20 protein-coding genes are annotated in these 23861 nt (G+C 29.8%); 5 read left to right on the top strand and 15 right to left on the bottom strand.

Annotation, left to right across the window (positions count from 1 at the left end):
* Positions 1 to 266: 266 nt before the first annotated feature.
* The 3 genes from CLPA_RS07295 to CLPA_RS07285 all read left to right on the top strand — a co-directional run bounded on the left by CLPA_RS07295 (position 267) and on the right by CLPA_RS07285 (position 2545).
* Positions 267 to 1577 (top strand): D-alanyl-D-alanine carboxypeptidase family protein, encoded by a 1311-nt coding sequence (locus CLPA_RS07295; protein WP_003447264.1) that lies wholly within the window; start codon positions 267 to 269, stop codon positions 1575 to 1577.
* 243 nt (positions 1578 to 1820) lie between these two features.
* Positions 1821 to 2147: a P-II family nitrogen regulator gene (locus CLPA_RS07290; RefSeq protein ID WP_003447265.1), complete on the top strand. Its 327-nt coding sequence runs from the start codon at positions 1821 to 1823 to the stop codon at positions 2145 to 2147.
* A 26-nt stretch (positions 2148 to 2173) separates the two neighbouring features.
* On the top strand, positions 2174 to 2545 hold the full coding sequence (locus CLPA_RS07285; RefSeq protein ID WP_003447266.1) for a P-II family nitrogen regulator: 372 nt from the start codon (positions 2174 to 2176) through the stop codon (positions 2543 to 2545).
* 203 nt (positions 2546 to 2748) lie between these two features.
* Here CLPA_RS07285 and CLPA_RS07280 read toward each other — a convergent pair whose 3' ends face one another.
* The 5 genes from CLPA_RS07280 to CLPA_RS07260 all read right to left on the bottom strand — a co-directional run bounded on the left by CLPA_RS07280 (position 2749) and on the right by CLPA_RS07260 (position 9079).
* Positions 2749 to 3546 (bottom strand): CPBP family intramembrane glutamic endopeptidase, encoded by a 798-nt coding sequence (locus CLPA_RS07280; RefSeq protein WP_003447267.1) that lies wholly within the window; start codon positions 3544 to 3546, stop codon positions 2749 to 2751.
* Positions 3547 to 3655: 109 nt separating this feature from the next.
* Positions 3656 to 6508, bottom strand: a complete 2853-nt coding sequence (locus CLPA_RS07275; RefSeq protein ID WP_003447268.1) for an ATP-binding protein — start codon at positions 6506 to 6508, stop codon at positions 3656 to 3658.
* On the bottom strand, positions 6508 to 7848 hold the full coding sequence (locus CLPA_RS07270; RefSeq protein WP_003447269.1) for a metallophosphoesterase family protein: 1341 nt from the start codon (positions 7846 to 7848) through the stop codon (positions 6508 to 6510). The genes CLPA_RS07275 and CLPA_RS07270 overlap by 1 nt, the downstream gene beginning before the upstream one ends.
* 27 nt (positions 7849 to 7875) lie before the next feature.
* Entirely contained in the window at positions 7876 to 8514 is a 639-nt protein-coding gene (locus CLPA_RS07265) for a DUF488 domain-containing protein (protein ID WP_003447270.1), read from the bottom strand.
* Between the two features lie 37 nt (positions 8515 to 8551).
* Entirely contained in the window at positions 8552 to 9079 is a 528-nt protein-coding gene (locus CLPA_RS07260) for a type 1 glutamine amidotransferase domain-containing protein (RefSeq protein ID WP_003447271.1), read from the bottom strand.
* 990 nt (positions 9080 to 10069) lie between these two features.
* On the opposite strand from CLPA_RS07260, the gene CLPA_RS07255 reads away from it, so the two are divergent.
* Positions 10070 to 10717, top strand: coding sequence for a DUF4397 domain-containing protein (locus tag CLPA_RS07255; RefSeq protein ID WP_003447273.1), 648 nt, complete (start codon positions 10070 to 10072; stop codon positions 10715 to 10717).
* A 131-nt stretch (positions 10718 to 10848) separates the two neighbouring features.
* Here CLPA_RS07255 and CLPA_RS21125 read toward each other — a convergent pair whose 3' ends face one another.
* Positions 10849 to 10989, bottom strand: a complete 141-nt coding sequence (locus CLPA_RS21125) for a hypothetical protein (protein ID WP_155760363.1) — start codon at positions 10987 to 10989, stop codon at positions 10849 to 10851.
* A 13-nt stretch (positions 10990 to 11002) separates the two neighbouring features.
* Between CLPA_RS21125 and gltX the strand changes: the two genes are divergently transcribed.
* Positions 11003 to 12469: a glutamate--tRNA ligase gene (gltX, locus tag CLPA_RS07250; RefSeq protein ID WP_003447274.1), complete on the top strand. Its 1467-nt coding sequence runs from the start codon at positions 11003 to 11005 to the stop codon at positions 12467 to 12469.
* A gap of 152 nt (positions 12470 to 12621) precedes the next feature.
* Here the strand turns inward: gltX and CLPA_RS07245 are convergent, their stop codons facing one another.
* The 9 genes from CLPA_RS07245 to CLPA_RS07205 all read right to left on the bottom strand — a co-directional run bounded on the left by CLPA_RS07245 (position 12622) and on the right by CLPA_RS07205 (position 23589).
* Positions 12622 to 14019, bottom strand: coding sequence for an FAD-binding oxidoreductase (locus CLPA_RS07245; protein WP_003447276.1), 1398 nt, complete (start codon positions 14017 to 14019; stop codon positions 12622 to 12624).
* A gap of 1 nt (position 14020) precedes the next feature.
* A complete protein-coding gene (locus tag CLPA_RS07240; protein ID WP_003447278.1) occupies positions 14021 to 15220 on the bottom strand; it encodes an electron transfer flavoprotein subunit alpha/FixB family protein in 1200 nt (399 codons plus the stop codon).
* A gap of 29 nt (positions 15221 to 15249) precedes the next feature.
* Entirely contained in the window at positions 15250 to 16038 is a 789-nt protein-coding gene (locus tag CLPA_RS07235) for an electron transfer flavoprotein subunit beta/FixA family protein (protein WP_003447280.1), read from the bottom strand.
* A gap of 275 nt (positions 16039 to 16313) precedes the next feature.
* Positions 16314 to 17024, bottom strand: coding sequence for a FadR/GntR family transcriptional regulator (locus tag CLPA_RS07230; protein WP_003447282.1), 711 nt, complete (start codon positions 17022 to 17024; stop codon positions 16314 to 16316).
* 148 nt (positions 17025 to 17172) lie between these two features.
* Positions 17173 to 17928 (bottom strand): prepilin peptidase, encoded by a 756-nt coding sequence (locus CLPA_RS07225; RefSeq protein WP_003447283.1) that lies wholly within the window; start codon positions 17926 to 17928, stop codon positions 17173 to 17175.
* A gap of 308 nt (positions 17929 to 18236) precedes the next feature.
* Positions 18237 to 18701, bottom strand: a complete 465-nt coding sequence (locus tag CLPA_RS07220) for a type II secretion system protein (protein ID WP_003447284.1) — start codon at positions 18699 to 18701, stop codon at positions 18237 to 18239.
* A gap of 181 nt (positions 18702 to 18882) precedes the next feature.
* On the bottom strand, positions 18883 to 20292 hold the full coding sequence (locus CLPA_RS07215) for a glycosyltransferase family 2 protein (protein WP_003447285.1): 1410 nt from the start codon (positions 20290 to 20292) through the stop codon (positions 18883 to 18885).
* The gene (locus tag CLPA_RS07210; protein WP_003447286.1) at positions 20270 to 21448 is read right to left on the bottom strand and encodes a HEAT repeat domain-containing protein; all 1179 of its coding nucleotides are present in this window, start codon (positions 21446 to 21448) and stop codon (positions 20270 to 20272) included. Before CLPA_RS07210 ends, CLPA_RS07215 begins: the two co-directional genes overlap by 23 nt.
* Before the next feature lie 14 nt (positions 21449 to 21462).
* Positions 21463 to 23589 carry a family 2 glycosyl transferase gene (locus CLPA_RS07205; protein WP_236900393.1) on the bottom strand — a complete coding sequence of 709 codons (2127 nt, stop codon included), beginning with the start codon at positions 23587 to 23589 and terminating at the stop codon, positions 21463 to 21465.
* Positions 23590 to 23861 lie beyond the last annotated feature (272 nt).

Raw genomic sequence — 23861 nt, 5'->3', positions numbered from 1 at the left:
TAATAATTATTCTTACAAAATATCTATTTTAGAGCAGCCTATAAAAGACTGCTCTTTTACATTTTATTATTTCAAGAAAAAGTGTTTAAAAATAAATGAACGAATAGTTTTTTTGTTGTTATGAATTTTATTAAATGATATACTTATTATGTCTTTTGGCTTTATTTAAAATTTATTTTAAATAAAGTATGTACTTAAAATACAAATTTAAGTTATTTTAATTTAACATATATTAAAATTTTTTATTTAAAATGGAGCGATGAATTTTGAAACGTAAAATTATTTCTTTAATATTAACTTTGTCAATCTCTCTTTCTATAAGTTCTACAGCCTTCGCCGTTGGAACCAGTGAACCTCCTAAGCTCTATGCTAAAACTGCCGTTGCAATAGATGCTGAAACCGGAGAAGTAATATATGAAAAAAATTTAGATGATAGAGTATATCCTGCAAGTACTACAAAACTTTTAACTGCTTTATTACTGGTGGAATCAAAAAAACCATCTGATTTACTTACATATACTTCCAGTGCAAAATCTCAACCTTCTGCATCTATAAATTTAGATAAAAAGCCTCTAAATGTAGGACAACAGATGACTGTAGATAATGCTATGAAAGGACTATTAGTATATTCTGCAAATGACATAGCTTATATGATTGCAGATAATATACTTGGAAAACTTGATTATAATGTCGGCGATACTAATAGAGAATTTTCAGCACTAATGAATAAAAAAATATCAGAACTTGGTCTTAAAAATACTCATTTTGTAACACCTAATGGGCTTCACGACCCTCAACATTACACCACTTCTTACGATATGAGTGTAATTGCCAAAGCTGCCTTTTCAAATAAATCTATATTAAATACTGTAAAACAAAAGGAGGCTACTATTACTACTGAAGACGGAATTAACATTCCTGTAGAAAATAGAAATAAGCTTATTTTAGATAAGGAAACTTCCCTTTACGATAAAACCTGTATTGGTGGTAAAACTGGTTACACTAAAGAAGCAGGAAAATGTCTAGTGGCACTTTTTGATAGGGATGGCAGAAAAATTATAGGTGTGGTTATGAATTCTGGATATGACAGTGAAGATACTTTAGTATTTAAAGATATGGAAAATCTAATTAATTACAGCTATACTATAAACTATACTAACCTATATTCAAATAATTCAACTTATAAAACAGAAACTCTCAGTTATAAGCCATTAGCATTTTTGGGTCCAGAAAAAACTATTAAAGTACCATTGGTATTAAAGGAAAATGCTAAATACTACAAAAATAATTTAAACGACAGAGAAAAGAAAGTAACAGCTGATGTTTCCTCCTTAGATCCATGGAAACTAAAAGAAGATACCTCTGTTGGAACACTTACATTAACAGAAAGAGGAGTGACAAAAAAATATAAGCTGTACCCTGGTGTTTCTACCAGTAGCTTAATAGGTGATAATAAACTACTCTATGGTGGTGTAACAGCTGTTATAGTTGCAGCCGTTGCTGTAATAATATTTATTATATATAAAATAATTAAATTTTTCTCAAACAGAGGACGAAGAAGATCTTACTATAGATAATTAATTTAAAATATTAAACCTTCACAAGAGGTTACTGCTAGTAATCAAAGCAGTAACCTCTTTATAATCTCACAAAATTTATAGTGTTATAATAAATATTTTATAATACATTTTACAAAATTTATACAAATTACGAAAATATATTATAAAAGCATTGACATTTTAAGGACAAAATGATAACGTTTACTTATAGGATTTAATAACAAAAAACATTTGAATTATTATTTTTAGGGGGAGATTGTTATGTTAATAATTAAAGCTGTTATAAGACCAGAGAAAGTAAATGAAGTATTATCAGAATTAAATGAAGCAGGATTTCCTGCTGTAACAAAATATGATGTAGTTGGAAGAGGTAAACAACAGGGAATTACTGCTGGATCTATTCATTACGATGAAATTCCTAAAGAAATGCTTATGGTTGGTGTAAATGATGAAGACAAAGATGATGTCCTTAGAATTATAATAAATAATGCAAAAACCGCTGAAAATGGAAATTTCGGTGATGGTAAAATATTTATATCCTCACTAGACGAAGTATATACTATAAGTACTGGCTTAAAAGGTCTATAAAATTTGTTACAAGGGGGATTTTAATTATGAAAGAAATTACTGCTATTGTTAGAATGAATATGGTAGGTTTAACCGCAGAAGCTCTAAAAGAAATTGGCTTTGCATCTTTTACTTGTAGAAAAGTACTTGGAAGAGGTAAAAAGAAAGTAGATTTTACCCCAACTAAATGGACTCCCGGCACAAATGATTATACACAACAGGAAATCTCAAATCAGCATAGACTAATCTCAAACAGAATGTTTACTATAGTAGTAAATGATGAAGATGTAGATGAAGTAGTTGAAACTATTATCAAAGTAAATCAGACAAAAAATCCCGGAGACGGCAAAATATTTGTAAGAAATATAGATGAAGTAATCAGAGTAAGAACTGGTGAAAAAGATGCTTTAGCTCTGTAATTTTCCTTAAATATAATATCAAAAATAAAGCTTAGTTGAACATAAAATAAATAATTAAAGTGCTGTTTCATATGTATGTGACAGCACTTTTTTCAGTGGAAAGCTGATAGTGGAGAGTTTAAAAAGTTCAAATATCAAATATGGGAAAGTGATGGAGATTTTTGTTCACTATATGGTGAAAGCTTTTCTCCTATTTTATATTACTAATCATATATTCCATTTCTATTTAAAATATTACATCTATTGAATTTATATAGTGATATTATAAAAATAAGAACTCCTGCTATAATATATAAGAATGCAAATTTTCCGCTAAGTTCCACTAAATAAGGTAATACCGTACTTCCACAGATATTAAAGGTTATATGTGCTATTATGGAACCTACTATACTTCCAGCTTTTACACATATAAAACCTAATAAAATTCCTAAAACCCCTGCATAAATACTCTGAAATAAGTTCATGTGGTAAATTCCAAAGAGAACACCCTGAATAATAATGGCAGCGGTTATATTAACCTTATTCTTTATCTCACCTAATACCATTCCTCTAAATAGTATTTCTTCAAAAATAGGTGCAAAGAGCAGCACTGCCAGTATTCCCAGTATAGAATTCATGGACATACTTATCATTTTAGAAGTTTCATTATAGGATGGAAAAAACTTTATCACATATTCTACAATTCCAGATAAAATCATGGAGAAGGATATACAGATTACTATTATTAACATAATATTCTTTATACCTATATTTTTAAAATTATATCTTTTAAATACATTATTTTCCTTATTTCTAAGTATGAAAAAATATATTATCAAAGATATAATCATGGATAAAATCATCATAAGTCCTGAATTTTTATATATATAGCTTTCCATTTCAGTATTGCTCAGACCTTTTAAAAGTGCATCTACCCCAAGTATTAAAAAAAATAGCAGTTGAAATCCATAATAAATTAAGAGATACAATAATATTTTTCCTGCGCTTTTTATGTAATTCATTTAATTTACCTGACCTTTCATTGATAATTTAATCTAATTATTTTCTAAAACAAATTTATAAATTTCAGTCCTTTATTGCTAAATTAAATATAAGTTTATATCCATTAATCTAACCCAGGTAATCTGATAAGACATTTCCTTCAACTTCGCTAAAACTTCCCTGATCTATTTTAAAGAATTGAGCATTTCTATCCTCTTCATAGATAAGTTTAACTAATTCTGAGTGACAAGTTAAAATAAATATCTGATTTTCCTCAGATAATTTTTTTAAAACTCCTATGACATTTTTAAGGTGATTGTTATCAAAATTCACTAGAGAATCATCAATTATCACAGGAAGATTTTCTTTAATCTCCTTTATTCTGCTGAGTCTCACAGATAAAAATAATTGTTCCTTTGTTCCTCTGCTTAAAATATCTGTAGTTTCATTTAATTTTCCATCTTCATTACAGGTTTTAAAATCATACTCTGTAAGATCATCTGGCGGTAATACTGAAACAATTTCTCCCTGGGTTATATTGGATAATATATCACTGGCACTTCCCAAAATAGTATCTTTTGCATTGTCTATAAAAGTTTTTTGAACCTTTTCAAGAATAAATGCTGCTGCATTATATATAGCATATTCCTCTGCTTTTACTTTTAATGCTCTTCTTCCACTATCTATTTTCTTTTGGGCCTTATATATGTCTTCACTGCTGTATAATTTTTTCATGAATTCTTTTATATTTAATCTCTCATCCTTTAAATTTTCCAATTTCAGCATTTCATTTTTAAATTTTTGATTATAGTCACTTATCTCTCTATCTATTTCTTCTCTGCTTATGTAATTTTCTATATATTTTTTAAAGGCTGCAAAGATGTCACTGCCATCAGTATTCTTTAGAGATTTTAATAAAATTTTCTTTACCTTTTCCAATTTTAGTGAATGAATTAATTGTCTTTTTAGATTTTCATATCTTTCCAAATTAATTTTATAATCATAGTAAATATTGAAATTCTCTATATTTTTATTAATTTCATTTAAAAAATCAGTAGAATTTTTTTCTGATATATCCAATTGAAATTTTTTCAATATATCCTCTTCCATAGCAGATTTCATAATTTTTATATTTTTAAAATCAGTATAATTGTTTCTAATATTATTTAACTTTTTAACGGATTCAAATATATATTCACTGCTGCTAATTATATGGCTTCCTACGCTTTCCCTTGAAAGTTTTATAGAATCTTTAAGATCACCTTCAAATATGAAAATAATATTCAGCATATTATTTAATTTAAGAAAAATTTCTTCTTTCAGTTTTTTTATATTTTCCAAAGTATATCCCAGATCTATTACTCTTTTTTTAATATCTCGTATGATTCTAAAATAATCCTTTATACTATCCAAAGGTATATTTTTATCTTCTATACCCAGCTTGTCTTTATATTCATCTAATATATGAGACAATTCATTTTTTCTCACATTAATTTTTTTCAACAACTCTTTATTTTTTTCAAGTTCCTGATGAATATTTTTTCTATCTCCGTCTATGGACTTTTCTCTATTTTTCTTTGAATTAAAATATATGCTATTAAAAATACTATGACATAAAGCTCCTCCTATTAAGCTGGCAATAATGCCTAAGATCTTATTGAAACTGTAGATAAACAAACCTAGAAAAATAAAAAATAAAGAAATTAAGGCACATATAACAAAATAATTATTTATTATAACAAATGCTGGTTTTGAATTTTCTTCAGTAATTAATTTTTTTCTATTGGATAATTCCTCTATCCTTGAATTTAATAATTCAATTTTATCCTTACATCTTTTTAATTCATCTATATTCTCACATAGATGTCCAAAGTGTATTTCCTCTGTATCTACTTTTAATATATATGCAAAATTATCTATCCAATGCTTATTTATATCAATAATATCTCTATTTATTTCTCTTTTTGAATTTCTATATTCATTAAAACTGAAATTATAATTTTTTATTTTTTCCTTTAAACCTGAAATAGATAGTTCCATTTCCTTCAATTTATCTCCATATAAATCAAAGTCTTCTTCTATTTTACCGCTATCTTGTAAATTCTGAGAAAAGTTAATTTTCAACCTATTGTATTCAGATTGTATTTTGACGTATTCATCCTTTATATTATTAAGTACCTCTAAAGATAAATGTTTATGTATAAAGTTTTCATATACATACCTGTGTTCTTCTGATCCCAAATTTACATCAATATTATTCAGCTCTCTATAGATTTCATAATTATTTTTTAATATATCCAGTATAAATATCTTGTCCTCTATACTATCTTTTACATTTTCAACTGTATGGATTTTTTGCTCCACAGCTTTTAATCTATCTTTAAACTCTTTAAATTCATCCAGTTGGTGTAAAGCTTTTTCCTTAATATTAAGACCCTCGCTTATAGAAATATAATCTTGCTTAAAGAGCTTTATCTTAGGATTGCCATTTTTACCTCCTATCTTTCCCCCCTCTTTTTTCATTTCAGCTATCAATTTAGGTATCTTGATTATTTCCTTAAGTCCAGCTCCCAAAAGCAATGACTGAATTTTTTCATTCTTTTTATCCACCTTTTGAAGCTCATCAAGACTTATCGTAAATATTTCTCTATAAGTAAGACTATCAATTTTACCATATAAATTTTTCTTATAGGATTTCTTTGAACTATATGCTGTAATCAGTGGATCAGAAAAGCCCTTTACTCTTATATTGTATTCCTCATTACCTTCAAGCATTTGAACTTCTCCCTCATATTCTATTCTACAATCTGGAATATCCAAAGATTTAGAAAAACCATAGGGAAAATATCTTAAGAATTTCATAAGTGTAGATTTACCTGCTCTGTTTTTTCCACCCAGCACTACAATCCCTGGAGAAATATTATCAATACTGGCATTGCTGTATATTCCAAAATCTTTTATATACAATTTTTTAATGTGCATTAACTATCCTCCATAAGCTTATAAATCACCAATTCTCTGGCTTTTCTAATTATTTCTTCAAAGTTATCCCTATTAAGCTGTATTTTCAGGTAATTTATGTTTTCATCGTCATAATTCTTTTCCCAAACCTGTCCAAAGACATTCATTATATCTTTCTTTAAATTATCTTCCTTCAATGCAGCATCACTTAATTCATAAATTTCCCTTATTACATTATTGCTGCTTCTCAGCTTTTCAATATCAAGTACTCTCTCCAGCCTTACATCAATGGAGTCAGTATATATAAAGGGATAATAGTTCATGAATCTGGAATTTAAACTTTCCTTTATTATATCCTCAACATTATCTTCTACTTCTTCAAATACACTCTTTATAGAACCTCTTCCCTTTATAATCCACCTAACTGCATAGCCTTTTATAATATTATTTAAATTAATATCTTTCTGAATCTGGCAGGGTATATAATCAATTTTATCTATTGACCTTTGTGCTCTCTCTTCAATGAAGCTTATAAGTTCTGATAGATTTTCAGGCTCCTTTTCTATATCTTCATTTATATCTATTTCTACTTTTTTCCATACTATTGAAGAAACAGGTAAAAAATTTATGGAAGCATTACTCTTCTCATCTACCTCAACTAACAGACAGCCTCCCATGCCTTCCTCTCCTATATCTCTTCCCTGAGGAACTCCTGAATAGGCTATTATTGGATTTGATTTATTTATTATCTTGCATTTATGTATATGCCCGAGAGCCCAGTAGTCAATTCCACTTTTAGATTTAAGATTTTCCAAAGTACAGGGAGCATAATTGGCATTATTGGAATTTAATTCAGTGTGAAGCATAGCTATATTAAATATGAAATCTTCAGGAGGATTATAAGAATTATATAATTTTCTGCTGTCAAATTTACTTCTATAGGAATTACCGTAAACACGAGCAATCACCTTAGAATCCCTATCTTTAATATAGAATTCACTGCATTTTTCACTGTCACAAATGAATACATTATCTGGGAGCTTAAATACTTCCCTTTTACCTACAAAGGGATCATGATTACCAGCTATAATATACACATTTATATCTTCTTCTAAAAGTCTTTTGCACTGGAAATTAAAGAAACTGTTAGCTCTAATTGATTTGCTATCCCTATCATACAAATCACCACTTATAAGTAAAAATTTCACTTTAAATTTCAAGGCATAATCTACTATTCTTTCAAAAGCATCATATACAGCATTTTTAAAAGGATCTGTATCTTCTATTTTTTCATCATATACATTAAGCATGCTCCCCAGATGAATATCTGCAGCATGAATAAATTTGAAGGAAAAATTCAAATTAATCCTACCTTTCTATGAGTATTTCTATTTGTGATTAATATCTCTACCTCTCATTCTATAGGCCTCTTCCAGCATTTCCACTTTAAAATCATTTTCATCCATATCAAGATCTACATTATTCATTATGCTGTTAATGGAAAATTGAGCTACTTTCTTAATAAGTTGTACTCTATATATATCCATAATTTCTTCTTCAATGTCCCCTTGGGATTTTACTAAATTCTCCTCCAGAATGTGTTTAACATAAATGTTCCTTTTTTTAAGGTCATGGGCTATTAAAATAGCTCTATGACAATTTACAGGATCTTTTTCCACGCACATCATTGCTATATTATAGCCTTTTTCAATGCCATGCATAAGCCTTTCTATTCCTCTCTTATAACTGTGATTTTTTCTTATGGATTCATAGGATATTTCACCTTTTTCATCAATACACTCTTCATTTCTTGCTCCCAATTCTTTTCCCATGTATATATAATATATTCCCTGCTTATTTAATATTTTTTTAATATTATCTCTATTGTAAACTGCTGCTCCTTCATAATTGCTATGGGGAATAGATCTTACATCCACTATGCAATTAATTTTATAATCTGACAGAAGTTTAATAAAATCCTCTAATTTTCTATTAGAATAACCTACGGTATAACATAAATTTCCCATATAAATAAAAGCCTAATTTTACCTTTCTCTAGCAGTATTAATTTTCACTATTTAAGTAATCTAAAATATTTTTCATAAATTCCGGAAGATTTCCTGGTATTTTTGCACTGATAATATTTCTGTCTACACAATTACCTTCTGAGGTATAATCACCTCCTGCATTTATTACATCATCTATTATGGAGTCTGTGCAGGTTAATTTATATCCTTGTATAACATTTGCAGATACCAGCACTGATGCACCATGACATATGCAGCCTATAGCTCTATTATTTTCTGCCATATCCTTTATAAGATTTTTTACGTATATATTTGTTCTCAATCTATCTGGTGCCCATCCACCAGGAACTATAATTCCGTCATAATCTAAAGGATTTATGGTATTGGCATTTTCATCTATATCAATGGTATAGCCATGTTTTCCCACATAACTATCTTTAAGTCCAGTACCTACAACTATAACCCTTATTCCCTCTTCTCTCAATCTCAATAACGGATATAAAAGTTCAATATCCTCAAATTCATCTTCCGCCAGTAATATAACGCTCTTATCGCTTATTTCCATTTTAACACTCCTCTTAGTACATTTAAACTTTTGCAATAAATTAATTCATAAATTATAGCAATTTTCTCTTATTATAGTTTATCCGTAACAAGTATTAAGTATCAAGAATTTTTTTAAATTTTTTTATTTTAAATTGTATAAAATATTTTAATGTGGGTATTATAAATATCGTAAAGAGGATTTAAAGTTATCGTGCAAAGAGTATATTATGATTTCCATTGTAGAGGTTGTAATATATTCGACTTAAGGCATCTGAAACAAATAATAAGTACAGATGCGACGAATATTTTCAATCCAACAAGGAAACAGGTTCCGATGATAGTAAACTATCAGAGGGTTCTGTTGATATAGTAGGATTCAAAATAGTCTAGCATACTGACTAAATTATTTTTTGAAGATGCCCAAGGTATATAAGTGGTTTGTAAATGCTGTTTATGTGCCGGCGGAAGATCGTTATAGGTGGTGTAAAGCTATTTATGTGCCGTAAGGTGTATATGTGGTTTGTAATTATGTATAACGGTCGAGCTGAGATTATATAGGTTGCCGAATTACTTTTTATGACCTTTAAATGGTAAAAAAAGTGTAAGGTTATATAAGGTCAAAAGATCTTATATAGTTTTGAAGGTATTTTATATAATCGAGCCAAGATTTATATGGGTTTCAAAATGCTCTTTAATAGTCGAAAGATTATTATAGGGTGTGTAGGGATGTATATAGGTTGTAACGAAGATAATTTTAGGTTCCATTACACTTATAGGGAAGAATTATTTCTATATACTTTATTGTATTAGAAATAATTCTTTTCTCCTTATAGATATTTAAAACATAAATTTATATTTTTAAATACAAACTTTAAAATATATTTATAATTAACAATATTTAACTATGTATTTAGAAATAAATTAAAATAATATTAGAAATTTTTCATTATCATACTACAAATGCCTGCATATAATATTAAGTGTAAAAATATGTGAAAGGTGATTTTATATGTTCTCTAATTCATACGAAAACTATTTTAGGCAAACAAATGCACCTATTTCCTATGTAAGAGCATTAAACGCTAGTCCTAATACTCCCGCTGTTGATATCTATTTAAATGATACTAAACTGGTAGAAAATTTATCCTATCAGGAATTTACGGAATACTTATCTGTTACCCCAGGAAATTACACCGTAAAGATATATCCTGCCGGCAGTACTGAAAACTTAATATTCAGTGAAAATGTAACTATTCCTCCAACTACTATTTCTACTACTTCTATAGTTGGAATAAATCCAGATATAAGCTTAGTAACTGCTGCAGAACCAAAGGGCCCTATGATACCAGGTAAGTTATTTCTCAGATTCGCTAATCTGTCTCCTAATTCACCTAATATGAATCTTACTCTTGCAAATGGAACAGTTTTATTTAGAAATGTTCCTTTTAAAGGAGTAACAGACTACGCCTCTCTAAACCCTGGAATTTATCATTTTCAATTGAGAGATGCCAGCACAAATAGAGTTCTATTGGATGCACCAAACATAAGACTTAGAGGAAATAGATTTTATAGTATATATTCAGTAGGTATTTTAGGAGGAAATCCACCACAGAGAATATTGGTACCACTGGACGGAAATTCATACTTAAATTTTTAAATGTATTGACACTATTTTTCTATTATATTATTATAAGTATAGCTAATAATGCCTTTCGTTCTCTAAGGATGAGAGGCTTTAAATTTTATTTGGGGAATAAGGCACATTCAAATAAATAACTAGTCAGTATGCTAGTTTATTTTTAATCCTGCTGCGTCAACAGAACCTTTAGATAGCTCACTATCTGCAGAACCTGTTTCCTTGTATGATTCAAAATATCCATCGCATCTGTGCTTATTATTTATTTTCATATGCCTAAATTTAAATTTCATAGGAGTGAGAAAAATGGCTGCAAAAGAAGTTAGAACCAGATTTGCACCAAGCCCAACCGGGTATATGCATATTGGTAATCTTAGAACTGCATTATACACTTATTTAATTGCCAAACATGAAGGTGGCAAATTTATACTTAGAATAGAGGATACAGATCAAGAACGTTTCGTGGAAGGTGCTGTAGATATTATATATAAAACCTTGGCATTTACCGGTCTTGTACATGATGAAGGTCCTGACATAGGAGGTCCTGTAGGTCCTTATGTACAAAGTGAAAGAAAAGATATATATTTAGAATATGCTAAAAAATTAGTTGAAAAAGGTGAAGCTTACTACTGTTTCTGTTCTAAAGAAAGATTAGATATATTAAAAGCCAATTCAGAGGCTTTAAAGAGACCTTTTAAATATGATAAACACTGTATGCATCTGTCAAAAGAAGAGATAGATAAAAAATTAGCTGAGGGTATTCCTTATGTTATAAGACAGAATAATCCTACTACTGGAACTACTACCTTTGATGATGTTATATATGGAAAAATCTCTGTAGATAATTCTGAACTTGATGACATGATTTTAATTAAATCAGATGGATATCCTACATACAATTTTGCAAATGTTGTAGATGATTATTTAATGGGCATAACTCACGTAGTAAGAGGAAATGAATACCTCTCATCTGCCCCTAAATATAACAGACTATACGAAGCTTTTGGCTGGGAAGTTCCTGTATACGTACATTGTCCTCCTATAATGAAGGATGTACACAGTAAACTTAGTAAGAGAAATGGTGATGCCTCCTTTGAAGACTTACTTAATAAAGGATATTTAAAAGATGCCATAGTAAACTATATAGCACTTCTTGGATGGAATCCTGAAGGAGAAAATGAAATATTTAATCTTGAAGAATTAGTAAAGATTTTTGATTATAAAACTATTAACAAGTCACCAGCAATATTTGACCCTGTAAAACTTAAATGGATGAATGGTGAGTACATAAGAAAGATGTCAAACGAAGAATTCCATAAACTTGCTCTTCCTTATTATGAAGGTGTTATAACTAAAGACAATCTGGACCTTGTTAAAATAAGTGAACTCCTTCAGACAAGAGTAGAAGTTATGAATGAAATACCTGAAATGATAGATTTCTTTAATGATCTTCCTGACTATGACATAGCAATTTATGCTCATAAAAAAATGAAAACAAATACAGAAAACTCTCTAGCAAGTCTCAATGAGTCCCTTCCTATCCTGGAAGCTTTGGGAGAATGGGATGTAGATACTATACATGATTCCATGATGCAGCTTGCTAAAGATATGGAAGTAAAAAATGGAATAGTACTTTGGCCTCTTAGAACTGCTCTTTCCGGTAAAAAATTCACCCCTGGCGGTGCCTTTGAAATAGCAGATATAATTGGAAAAGAAGAATCCATAAAGAGAATTAAAGTAGGTATAGAGAAGTTAAAGGCTGCTTTAGCTTAAAAATATCAATGAAAATAGTTTAGTGATAACATCAATTGTCACTAAACTATTTTTTATTTTACAGATTTTTATATTTAAATTTTTGCAACTTTCAACTATCCACTATACACTATCAACTCTCAACTAAAAAGGTATTTAGGCCTTTTTTACATTTACTCACATACTTTTCCAGGATTTAATATGTTTTCAGGATCAAAAGCACTCTTTATTCCCCTCATAACAGACATATATTCCTCACCATATTGTTTAAACATATACAATTTTTTCGCATATCCAATACCATGCTCTCCAGACACAAGTCCTTTAAGTTCAACAGCTTTGTCATACATATCCTTGAATACTTCAAGAAGTTTATTTTTCCAAAGGTCACTGGTCAGTTCATCTCTCAGTACGTAGACGTGTAAATTACCATCTCCAGCATGACCAAAACTTCTTATTCTTACATTAAATTTCTTCTGTAATTCATCTGTATAATTTATAAATTCTGCTACTTTATTTCTTGGCACTACTACGTCGCATTCATCCATTTCTGTAGTGGAGGCTTTAACGGCTTCAAGGAAAGCTCCCCTAGCTGACCATACTGCTTCTTTTCTCTCATCAGTATCCACTATAAATACATCCAAAGCTCCTTCTTCAAGACATATCTTTGCCACTTTATCATAAGCTTCCTCTATTTCTTCCTTGCTATTTCCATCGAAAGTTAAAAGCAGATAGGCATCAGAAGAATTGTCGGGGAATTTCTTGCCAAGGAACTTTTCTGCTGCAAGTATTACTTCTCTTTGCATAAATTCTATAGCTGTAGGTATTGCCTTTGATTTTATTATTTTAGGGACAGTTCCTATAGCTTTATTTAAATCAGGAAAGGGAACCAAAAGACTTATAGCCTTTTTAGGTAATGGCAAAAGTCTTAATACAGCCTTTGTTATTATACCCAGAGTTCCCTCTGATCCTACCATAAGATCCTTTAAACTATAACCGGAGCTGTTTTTAACCACTTTACCGCCGAATTCCAATACCTTACCATTAGGAAGTACAACTTCAAGACCTCTTACATAATCCCTTGTTACTCCATATTTAACTGCTCTCATACCCCCTGCATTTGTACTTATGTTTCCACCAATAGTAGCTGATTTTTCACCAGGATCTGGTGGATAGAAGAGATCATGTTCTTCTACAAATTTACCTATTTCCATTAAAAGTACGCCTGGCTCTACTGTAAGAGTAAGGTTTTCTTCATCCAATTCAAGTATCTTATTCATCCCGGATAGATTTATCATTATTCCACCTTTCAAAGGTACTGATGCTCCTACAAGCCCTGTGCCAGAACCTCTGGCTACCACTGGAATATCTTTTTCATAGGCATATTTCATTATCTTTGAAACTTCTTCTGTATTCAGAACATTTACAAGTATATCCGGCATATTGCTGACTCCGCCTAATTCATCATGGCTGAAATCCTCACTTATTTCATCCTTTGTAAAAAATCTATTGTCACCTACAATAGTTTTTAAGTATTTTATATCTTCTGAATCAATAGCTTTATAACTCATATTAGTTGGCCTCCTTATACATCTTTACATCCTTTATAAGTTCAGGAAGTATTTCATATAGATCCCCTACTATACCATAATTGGCAACATTGAATATAGGTGCATTAGGATCTTCATTTACTGCAAAGACATATTCTGAACCATCCATACCTGCAGTAAACTGCACTGCACCAGATATTCCAAAAGTAATAATTAATTTTGGTTTTACAGTTCTTCCACTTAAACCTATCTGCCTTTTAGCATCTCCCCATCCAGCTTCTATAAGTGGTCTTGTAAATGCAACTCTTGCTCCAATAATTTCTGCCAACTCATTTATCTTCTCAATGTCTTTTTCTGATTTAATTCCCCTTCCAATGGCAATTATAGCATCAGCATCAGATATGTTATCTTCAACTTCCTTTTGTTTTACTTCTATTACCTTAATACCTGAATTAAACTTTTCTTTATCTATCTTACAGGCATTTATTTTTCCGCTTATACTCTCACTTCTCTCCGGTGCATTCATAACCTTATATCTTACGGTAGCCATTTGAGGTCTATGATTTGGATTAATTATCTGAGCCATTATATTTCCACCAAAAGCAGGTCTTATCTGAACTAAATCAGTATTTTCTTTCATCTCAAGTATTGTACAGTCTGCTGTAAGACCAGTTTTAAATCTTGCTGCTATTCTTGGTGCCAGAGATCTTCCGATAGTAGTTGCCCCTACTAATATAGTAGATGGTTTTATTTTATTTATAAAATCTTCCGCTGCTGCTGTATAGGGTTCTATTCTAAAGTCTTTAAGCTCTTCATAATCGTAAACAAACACTTCATCTACACCATAGTGTAAAAGCTCCTCTGCCTTATCTAAAATATTATAGCCTACAAATAGTGCATACACAGGATGCTTTATCTTCTCTGCCAATTCCTTAGCTTTTCCTATAAGTTCAAAAGTAACAGGATGAATATCTCCTTCTACATGGTCCACGTAGACAGCTACACCTTTCCATAGACTTTTATCTATAGCTTCAACTTTTTCTTCTACAAACTCAACTACACCTTTTGGCCCTTTTCTAACACAGAGCTTACACATTTTACAACCTGCATTCATTTCAATTTTACCATTATTCTCTTCTATAGCTCCAAAAGGACATATTTTAATTAAATCCTTTACAATTTCAGGTGTTAATTTTTCCTGATGTACAAATAATTTTCCCATAATAATCCCCTTCCTTAAAATTTTTTAAGTTATACAAATTTCAACTCTTTGAGCTTATCAGCAATTTGCCTTGCAACTTCATCTCCACTGCCTTCAAACTTTTCTCTCTTAATATCATGTACTGGTGGAAAGATTCTTTCAACCTGAGTTGGTGAACCATTCAATCCATATCTTTTTTCATTTTGATCTTCAAAATCCTTTAAACTTATTGTCTTTATCTCTCTGTCTTTAGTCTCTATTCCCTTTTTATAGGAAGGAAGTCTAGGTTGATTAATGTCCTTTTCAAGAGTTAAAAGACAAGGATAACTTACTTCTATCTTCTCAATAGTATTTGGCATGTCCATAGCAACTACTATTGATTTGTCTTTTATTTCTATTATATCGATTACATTGGCAATGTGAGGTATGCCAAGATATTCAGCCATTTCAGGTCCAACCTGTGCTGTATCCCCATCTGTAGTCTGCTTACCACATAGTATAATATCATAAGGTGCCATTTTTCTTACTCCCTGAGATATGGTATAAGCAGTAGCCAAAACATCTGCTCCAGCAAATTTTCTATCAGAAACAAGAGACCCTTCATCTGCTCCCATCATATAAGCTTCTCTTATTACATCCATAGCCTGAGGCGGACCCATGCTTATTACTTTTACCTTTCCACCTTTTTCTTCTTTCATAGTAAGAGCAGCTTCCAAAGCATATAAATCATAAGGATTCATCTTTGTATCTGCTCCATCTCTTTTTAATACTCCAGTTACCGGGTCAACTTCTACCTTAGATGTACCTGGAACCTGTTTAATACAAACTAAAATGTCCATTACATTCCCTCCACTACATATTTTATTGGTAATATGGTATTACCACCATTGATAATTTTTTGGAAGAACGACTTTGTTCTTCCATATCTATATAATAGCACATGTTTTTTTCTAATTCCATAATAGATATTTATTTAACAAAGTTTTTATGTGCTTATAACTGAAATTCAATTATGACTACTTAGATAATATCTATAAACCAATTTTAAAATATATGGAGAAAAATTTACATTAATGAAACTTATATTCAAATAATTAAAATATCTAAATAAAAACTAAGAATAAATATTATCCATCAATATGAGGTGCCTTTTTATACACTCCAAATGCTCTCTCATGGCTGTAACTGCAGCCTCTGAATCTCTATTCACCAATGCCTGCAATATATTTCGATGCTGTATTACAAGCTCTTCTCTCTGTTCTGCTTCATTAACTATCACCATTCTGGCATTGACTATAAAAGCATCCATCAATGAAGAAACGGATCTTAATATGTTGTTTATCAAAAAGTTTCCAGAACATTCAGCTATCTTATAATGAAAATTCTTATCTGCAATGCTCCTGTCCACTTCATCATTGGAATTTTCAAGTTTATCTATATATTCCTGTAAAACTTCTATGTCCTTATCTGTTATATTCTTTGCAGCTAAAGAAGCTGTCTCTGTTTCAATCATAACTCTTACCTGATGTATTTCCAAAGTACTGCTTTTTTGAAGCATAAACATAACTGATAGAGGCTCAAAAAGACTGTTTTCAAAATTATCTCTTATAAAATTTCCTTCCCCTTGTCTGCTTTCAACCAATCCTATAATCTCAAGGGCTCTTAGAGCTTCTCTTATAGAAGTTCTACTTATTCCCAATTTATCTACAAGTTCCCTCTCTGAGGGCAGTTTATCCCCTTTTTTTAATATTCCCTTAGATATCATATTCTTTATCTGTATAATGACTTGTTCATAAACCTTTGTATTCTTTATGGGTCTAAACATGGCATCCTGATTTCAGAAAATATACATAGAAATACCTATGTTAATATTTTAAATTCCATCAGGATTTTCACCTTCCTTTCACTTTTAATATAGCATTTTATTCTATTAAAAACACCTTGTCCTAAGTATTTTAACATTAACTCTTTTATTAAAACATAGCCATATAGTAATTTACAATATATTCTCCCAAAAATATAGTTAGAAGGCTTGACACTGCTATAAAAGGACCGAAGGGTATATAATCTTTCCTATTCTTAATTTTTGACAAAATTAGACCTATTCCAACGATTCCTCCTATTATAAAGGATAAAAAAAGCATTACTATGGAAAGTTTAAAGCCTAAAAATAAACCACAGACAAGGCATATTTCTGCATCTCCCCAGCCCATGCCTCTAGTTATAAGAATAATAACTGCAATAAACCCTCCAGCAGCTATGCCTCCTATTATAAATTCTCCAATACCCAGGTTAAAAAAATAGCTAGCTATAATAAAACCTATTCCGAATATAACTCCAGTAATTGTGGTACTAAAATATACATCTGTAGTATCCAAATCAATCATTCCAATTACAATAAGCAGTGAAGCTAAAACAATATATTTTACTGTAAGAAACATCAATCCATATTTTAAATAAATAAGATAAAATATAGCTGCAGTTATAAGCTCTACAGCTGGATATCTCAGAGATATCTTTTCCCCGCAATATCTGCATTTTCCTTTTAAAAAAATATAGCTTATTACAGGTATGAGATCATAACCTTTAATTTTATTATTGCAATTGGTACAATGAGAGCCTGGAAAGACTATAGATTCTCCTCTAGGTATTCTATAAATACATACATTAAAAAAACTTCCAAGAAGTAATCCTAAAATAACGATATATATTCCCATAACAATGTTCATGCTTTTAATCTTCCTTATCTTATATAATCAGCTTTAATCTTACAAAAAATATAACACAAAATAATAACAAATACTTAATGAAATTACACCTTCAGCCTCTATTAAAAACTATATTTTTTATTAAAAATTTTTAAAATTATTAAAAAATATGCTTTAAATCCAAAATTTAGTTATATATTTAACATGTAAAATTCTTCTATGGCGTAGGTATTTTTAACTAAATAAAATCTTTCTTTATAGATTATTATACCATATTATAGTAAAAGATTTTATATATTATTGAGATAAGCAATTATTTTATTATAAAATTATTCGTCAGTATTAATGCTTATAGTTGAAGCTTTTCCATCAAACTTTTCTATGGAAAAATCCCCTGCTGCTACCATACTTAATTTTTCTACTGTTGTAGGTTCACTTACACCTTTAAGGCAATCTGGTATCTTATCACTATCAAGCATATTTTCCTCAATCAATTTATCTATACCGTCTTTATAAGTAATTTTTCCTGAATCATCACCAATTTGATCCTCACCGGAAGTTTTATCAGAATTGTAAGCTTCTATGGTGTTCATTATAGTTTTGGCGCTGGTTTGAATATTGGATTTTTGTGCCTTTTCTCTATAGCCTAACACATTAGGCACGAGAATTGCCCCCATAATGGCCAGAATTGCAATAACAGCTATTACCTCTATGAGGGTAAAGCCTTTCTTTTTATTTTTAGATTTGATACTTTTGCCTAGTAATAACCTTAATTTAAATTTATTTATCTTCATCTCTTTTCTCCTCCATAATTTTATATCTTGATTATGGACAGAAAATTAAGATATATACCTATTTTGGTGAATAAATTTTATATTTTCTAAAAAACAAAACCACTACAAACACAATTCCAAATACTAGAATTATATATGTAGTGATTTTATAATAAAATTTTACTTATTGTATATTTATACCCTAACTAAAACTTTTCCTTTTTATTTTGCCCCAGCTGTTTTTAAACTTCTTAAATCTCAGAATTGCCTCTACTCTAAAAAATGTTGTCATCTGTCTGTACCCAAAGTTTTCTAATATTCCATACCATGAAAGTCTAAGTAATTGTTTAATAGATTTATATTTACTAAAAGTATAATCTTCAAGTAAAATTGCACCTATAGACAGTATTATTCCATAAAGTATGGATGAAATTAAAAATAATATGAAATATCTAAGGTTAAGTAAACCAAAAATATAGGCCAGTGGAATAAAAATATATCCCAAAACTTCAATTATAGGTCCCAGCATCTCAAAGACCCAAAAATATGGAATTCCAAACATACCTATAACACCATATTTAGGATTTAATAATAATTTTTTGTGACGTAAGAGACTATCCATTAATCCTATTTGCCATCGTCTCCTCTGACCTTTTAAATCTTTTATTTTTTCTGGTGCCTGTGTCCAACAGACAGGATCGGGTATAAACTTAATTTTATATTTAAATTTATTTTCTCTTAAATATCCGTGCATTTTAACTACTAATTCCATATCTTCTCCAATAGTATTACCTGTATATCCACCAGCTTGTACAGCAATATCTTTCTTAAAGGCTCCAAATGCTCCTGATATAATTAATAGACATCCAAGAGCATCCCACCCCATTCTTCCACTAAGAAATCCTCTTAAATATTCAACAACTTGAAACATTGCCAATTTATCACTTGGCAATCCAATACTCTTTATTCTTCCATTTTTAATTTCACTGCCATTGGCAATTCTTACAATCCCACCAACTGCAACTGTTGATTTATCTTCAATAAAGGGCATAATCACTCTCACTAAAGAATCACTTTCAAGTATGGAATCTGCATCTATAGATGTAAATACAGGATATTTTGATACATTTATCCCCGCATTAAGAGAATCTGCTTTACCGCCATTTTCCTTATCAATTAAAGTGAATCCTGGAACATCTAGATTTTTATATATGCCTCTTATTTTATTTGTTTTAACTAAATATCTCACTGGCTGATCTATTTTAGTTAAATTATAGGTTTCAATTATCTTTTTTAAGGTATCATCTTTCGAACCATCGTTAATTACAACAACTTCAAACAGAGGATAATTTAATTTCAGTAAAGATTTTATATTATCCACTATAGTATCTTCCTCATTATAGGCAGGAACTAATACAGAAACTGGTATCATATTATCAGAAGTAATGTATTTTTTATAATCTGAGTAATTCATTTTCTTTATATAATCATACAAACTAAATGCAGACAATATAAGCTGTACAAAATATATACTGTTAATGCATAATACATAATATAATATTATGTAATTAAAATTTGTAATTATCTCTCTAACCAGCATCATTATACTCATATTCCAGCTCCTTATCTCTCATTGCTATATATTTCTTTATTTCAGCAGCCAATTGTCTCTTTTTATCGTCCTCTGAATTTTCATATAAATATAATTTGTCATTAGGTGAATTTTCCATGGCAGATATAACTATATCCTTGGCGAACCTATCTTCTCCTTTGAAAATATAAGAAATTGTATCTATTCCTTCTTTATTATTTAATATTGATATAGCTGCATTATACCTTACATACCACTGTGAATCAGAAAGGGATTTTGCAAGAGGAATCAATATTTTACTATTTTTAAAATTATTCAACACCTTTGCAGCTATTGCTCTTACCTCCCAAGCACTGTCTTCTAAAAGTTTTATGATATCATCTAAATAATTTACATCAGCTATATTACCAATAGCTTTTACTGCTGCAATTCTTCTTTCCTTATCTTCACTGAACAAGTATTTTGCTATAGTATCACTCAAAGACTTATCTTTACAATTTCCTGCGGATTTTATAAATACGCAGGCACTGAAGTTATTATCTGAATCTATCATTCTTTTATATATTTTATTTTTATCTCCTTCAAAACTATCAACTATCTCTATTAAGCTTCTTTCACTTAAATCCACTGACGCATCAATATTTTCAAAGACTTTTATGAAGGCCTCTTCTTCTCCTATTTTTGAAAGAGCCAACAAAATGTTATACTTAACATCATTATTTTTAATATGAATTTCTTTTAATAATGGTTCAAGGGCATACTTACTTCTAAATTGTCCAAGCTTTTTAGAAGCAAGGGCTTTTTGATGAAGATTTCTGTTTTTAAAATTATCTATCTCATACTGTACAATTCCAATATATTCACATAGCTCCGTAATTTTTTTACAAAAATCACCTTTAAAGTTCTCAAGAGAATGCAATAATCTTCTTTCAATTATTGCTCTTTTATATTTATTTTCACACTGACTTTTAATGTATTCCAATATATCAAAATCAATATCCTGTCCATTTATAATCTTATCTAAAGTAGAATCAATATAAGGTGTGACTTTTATATCATACTTTTCAATTCTTTTATTCTTATAAATTTTCGAAGTTTTTTCATATAGTATATAAATATACAAGAAAAATATTATTAGAGAAAAAAACATTATTGAAAAATATACGTATTTCTCCATATTTCCTCCTTAGCCTAATTACTACCAATTGATTTAAAAATTTCTTTAAGAATATAATAAGAGGGTTTCAATCTCTCATGGTAAGTTGGCATATCCCATTCTTCCCAATTGTAAAATTCCATATTGCTATTTTCAATGACAGTATTATTTTTAGTTAAAATACCACCTATATAAAGTCCTTGTATCTTCATAGGCTTTATTTCTTTTATTCTATAAAAATCATCCATAATCATTTTTGTGGAAGGATCCATAACATTTAAAAGCTGCCAGGGTATTCTGATTTCTATTGTATTATTATTTATAGAATAATCAGTGAGAGAATTATAGTTTTTGTGCTCTGGGTTAGCATCTCCCAGAGTAAATTTTCCCGTTTCATATTTTTGCAGTGGAAGTAATTTTTTGTCTTCTGGCAAATACAAGGGTCTATTCAAACATAAATATATAGGATTAAATATACCGCTATCCTTTTTTTCATAATTCATATTCCTATCAATCATATTTAGCTTATTGGCATAGGTGTAATAAAACACATCATAATAGGAATCTGTAACTATTTTTGAACCCTTCTCTTTATCTAACACAATCACCATATCTGCATTTCTTTTAAAGTCTAAATTATACTGATTATATTTAAAATTTCCAGAGTTTGGAGTTATGTCAATAGGCAAAAATAATTTATCTTTTTCAAAATCAAAATCCTTTATATCAGCTCTAACATATAGATATTTTTCATCACTTTTCACATAGAGTTTCATATTGCTATCTGCTACTAAAGATTTATCATTTTTCCAATCTGATATATCTCCATCCACATAGCATATACTCTTATCTTTTCCGGGATCAAAGGCTAAAAGTCCAAACTCCTGCTCATTTGTCTGTGAATTTGACCAATAAGGTCTTCTATCCGGAATATCTAAATCCATAGTATTCCAGGTCCTTTTAAACCATTCATCCTGCCATGTAAAAACCAATCCTCCTGTATAACCCTCATCAAAAATATTCTGAAGCATTGATGCATCCATCTCCCCCTGTTGTTTTTCATCTATATGCCCCTGATTAAATCCCGTATGAATATTTTCATGAGTTATTCCTCTTGAGGCAGGTACACCAAATTCTGCTACCAGAACTGGTACTGTATGTTCTTTTATCAAGTCCTTTAAATAAGCTCTGTACGTATTTACTCTTCCATCCTTATCTTTATAATCAGCATATTTCTGCTGATAATTCATAAAATCAGGATAGTATGGATATATATGATAAGATGCAAATAGTCCAGGTTTAAAGGAATTTCGTTTCTTTATGTGTTCTGTATTTACTTCCACCATATCTTCCTCTTCTAAAGGCTCATTAGTGTGTTTTAACGTATCTGTAGTAACCCAATTGGTAAAGCTTAAAGGTCTCTGCATTCCATATTTTTTAGTTTCATAACTAACAGCATAGTCCCCCATTTCTCCTAAAAAGGCTTCAAAAGGTGAAGCATTTTCTGTATACAGATATTTGCCATTAAAGCTATTGATATTTTCATTAATCTTATTTGTATTCTGTACAAAATGTGGATTCCATTCAATGCCCAAAATCCATCCAATTACATAAGGAGATACATCTTTAGTATAGGTTCCACTGGCATAACCCTTTCTGCTAGAGAGTTTGGCATTACCATGTATTACATCGATAACATCTTTAATATCCTTTCTAAATCCACTTTTAATTACATTATTCTGTGCATTTTGATACTTTGATATATCATCTTCATTGATCCAAACACCTTGGAACACATATAAGGGCTTAAATGCATTTTTATTATATTCATACAGAGCATCATAAAACTCAGGTTTAGGTATGGTATATATTCTTATTGCGTCAGCATTCATATCTGCTATTTGCTTAAACCATCTAATATATTCCTCTTTAGTTATTGCCAAATCTCCTGGAAAAGCACCAGGCTTTGCAGCGCCAATATTTACCCCCTTGATAAAGGATTTTTGCCATCTTCCATAGCTGTATATATAGAAAGACTTATCATCCACTTCTGAAATATAAGATACTCCACCGTCTCTATATAAAGAAGCTCTATTTCGAATTAAGAACATATATTTAAAAGTTAAAATAAATGACAAAACAATAATAATTGAAAATATCATAAACTTCTTCAACGATTTGCTCCTGCCCCTTTCCGCTTGCCTTCTATCTAAAGATTCATAATTATCCTTTAGCACTACAAATCCTATTTAAAGATATTAAAATAAAATGTAAAAAAATATTAATCAATAGTGTAATATATCTACAAGTAATACATCTTACTATATATTATGCTATTTTTATATAGTAGATTACTACATAATATGTAAACTTAGGCCAATAAAGTTATAAAGTCAGAAAATATAATAAAGTAAAAATTTATTCATACCTTGAT

This window comes from Clostridium pasteurianum DSM 525 = ATCC 6013 (assembly GCF_000807255.1).
GTDB lineage: Bacteria > Bacillota > Clostridia > Clostridiales > Clostridiaceae > Clostridium_I > Clostridium_I pasteurianum.
This window is presented reverse-complemented; position numbering and strand designations above follow the sequence as displayed.

What these genes read in the sequence shown, in the direction of transcription:
- CLPA_RS07290 (WP_003447265.1), top strand. Translation starts at nt 1,821, where the DNA reads ATGTTAATAATTAAAGCTGTTATAAGACCAGAGAAAGTAAATGAAGTA.
- CLPA_RS07285 (WP_003447266.1), top strand. Translation starts at nt 2,174, where the DNA reads ATGAAAGAAATTACTGCTATTGTTAGAATGAATATGGTAGGTTTAACC.
- CLPA_RS07280 (WP_003447267.1), bottom strand. Translation starts at nt 3,546, where the DNA reads ATGAATTACATAAAAAGCGCAGGAAAAATATTATTGTATCTCTTAATT.
- CLPA_RS07275 (WP_003447268.1), bottom strand. Translation starts at nt 6,508, where the DNA reads ATGCACATTAAAAAATTGTATATAAAAGATTTTGGAATATACAGCAAT.
- CLPA_RS07265 (WP_003447270.1), bottom strand. Translation starts at nt 8,514, where the DNA reads ATGGGAAATTTATGTTATACCGTAGGTTATTCTAATAGAAAATTAGAG.
- CLPA_RS07260 (WP_003447271.1), bottom strand. Translation starts at nt 9,079, where the DNA reads ATGGAAATAAGCGATAAGAGCGTTATATTACTGGCGGAAGATGAATTT.
- CLPA_RS07255 (WP_003447273.1), top strand. Translation starts at nt 10,070, where the DNA reads ATGTTCTCTAATTCATACGAAAACTATTTTAGGCAAACAAATGCACCT.
- CLPA_RS21125 (WP_155760363.1), bottom strand. Translation starts at nt 10,989, where the DNA reads ATGAAATTTAAATTTAGGCATATGAAAATAAATAATAAGCACAGATGC.
- gltX (WP_003447274.1), top strand. Translation starts at nt 11,003, where the DNA reads ATGGCTGCAAAAGAAGTTAGAACCAGATTTGCACCAAGCCCAACCGGG.
- CLPA_RS07245 (WP_003447276.1), bottom strand. Translation starts at nt 14,019, where the DNA reads ATGAGTTATAAAGCTATTGATTCAGAAGATATAAAATACTTAAAAACT.
- CLPA_RS07240 (WP_003447278.1), bottom strand. Translation starts at nt 15,220, where the DNA reads ATGGGAAAATTATTTGTACATCAGGAAAAATTAACACCTGAAATTGTA.
- CLPA_RS07235 (WP_003447280.1), bottom strand. Translation starts at nt 16,038, where the DNA reads ATGGACATTTTAGTTTGTATTAAACAGGTTCCAGGTACATCTAAGGTA.
- CLPA_RS07230 (WP_003447282.1), bottom strand. Translation starts at nt 17,024, where the DNA reads ATGTTTAGACCCATAAAGAATACAAAGGTTTATGAACAAGTCATTATA.
- CLPA_RS07225 (WP_003447283.1), bottom strand. Translation starts at nt 17,928, where the DNA reads ATGAACATTGTTATGGGAATATATATCGTTATTTTAGGATTACTTCTT.
- CLPA_RS07220 (WP_003447284.1), bottom strand. Translation starts at nt 18,701, where the DNA reads ATGAAGATAAATAAATTTAAATTAAGGTTATTACTAGGCAAAAGTATC.
- CLPA_RS07215 (WP_003447285.1), bottom strand. Translation starts at nt 20,292, where the DNA reads ATGAGTATAATGATGCTGGTTAGAGAGATAATTACAAATTTTAATTAC.
- CLPA_RS07210 (WP_003447286.1), bottom strand. Translation starts at nt 21,448, where the DNA reads ATGGAGAAATACGTATATTTTTCAATAATGTTTTTTTCTCTAATAATA.
- CLPA_RS07205 (WP_236900393.1), bottom strand. Translation starts at nt 23,589, where the DNA reads ATGATATTTTCAATTATTATTGTTTTGTCATTTATTTTAACTTTTAAA.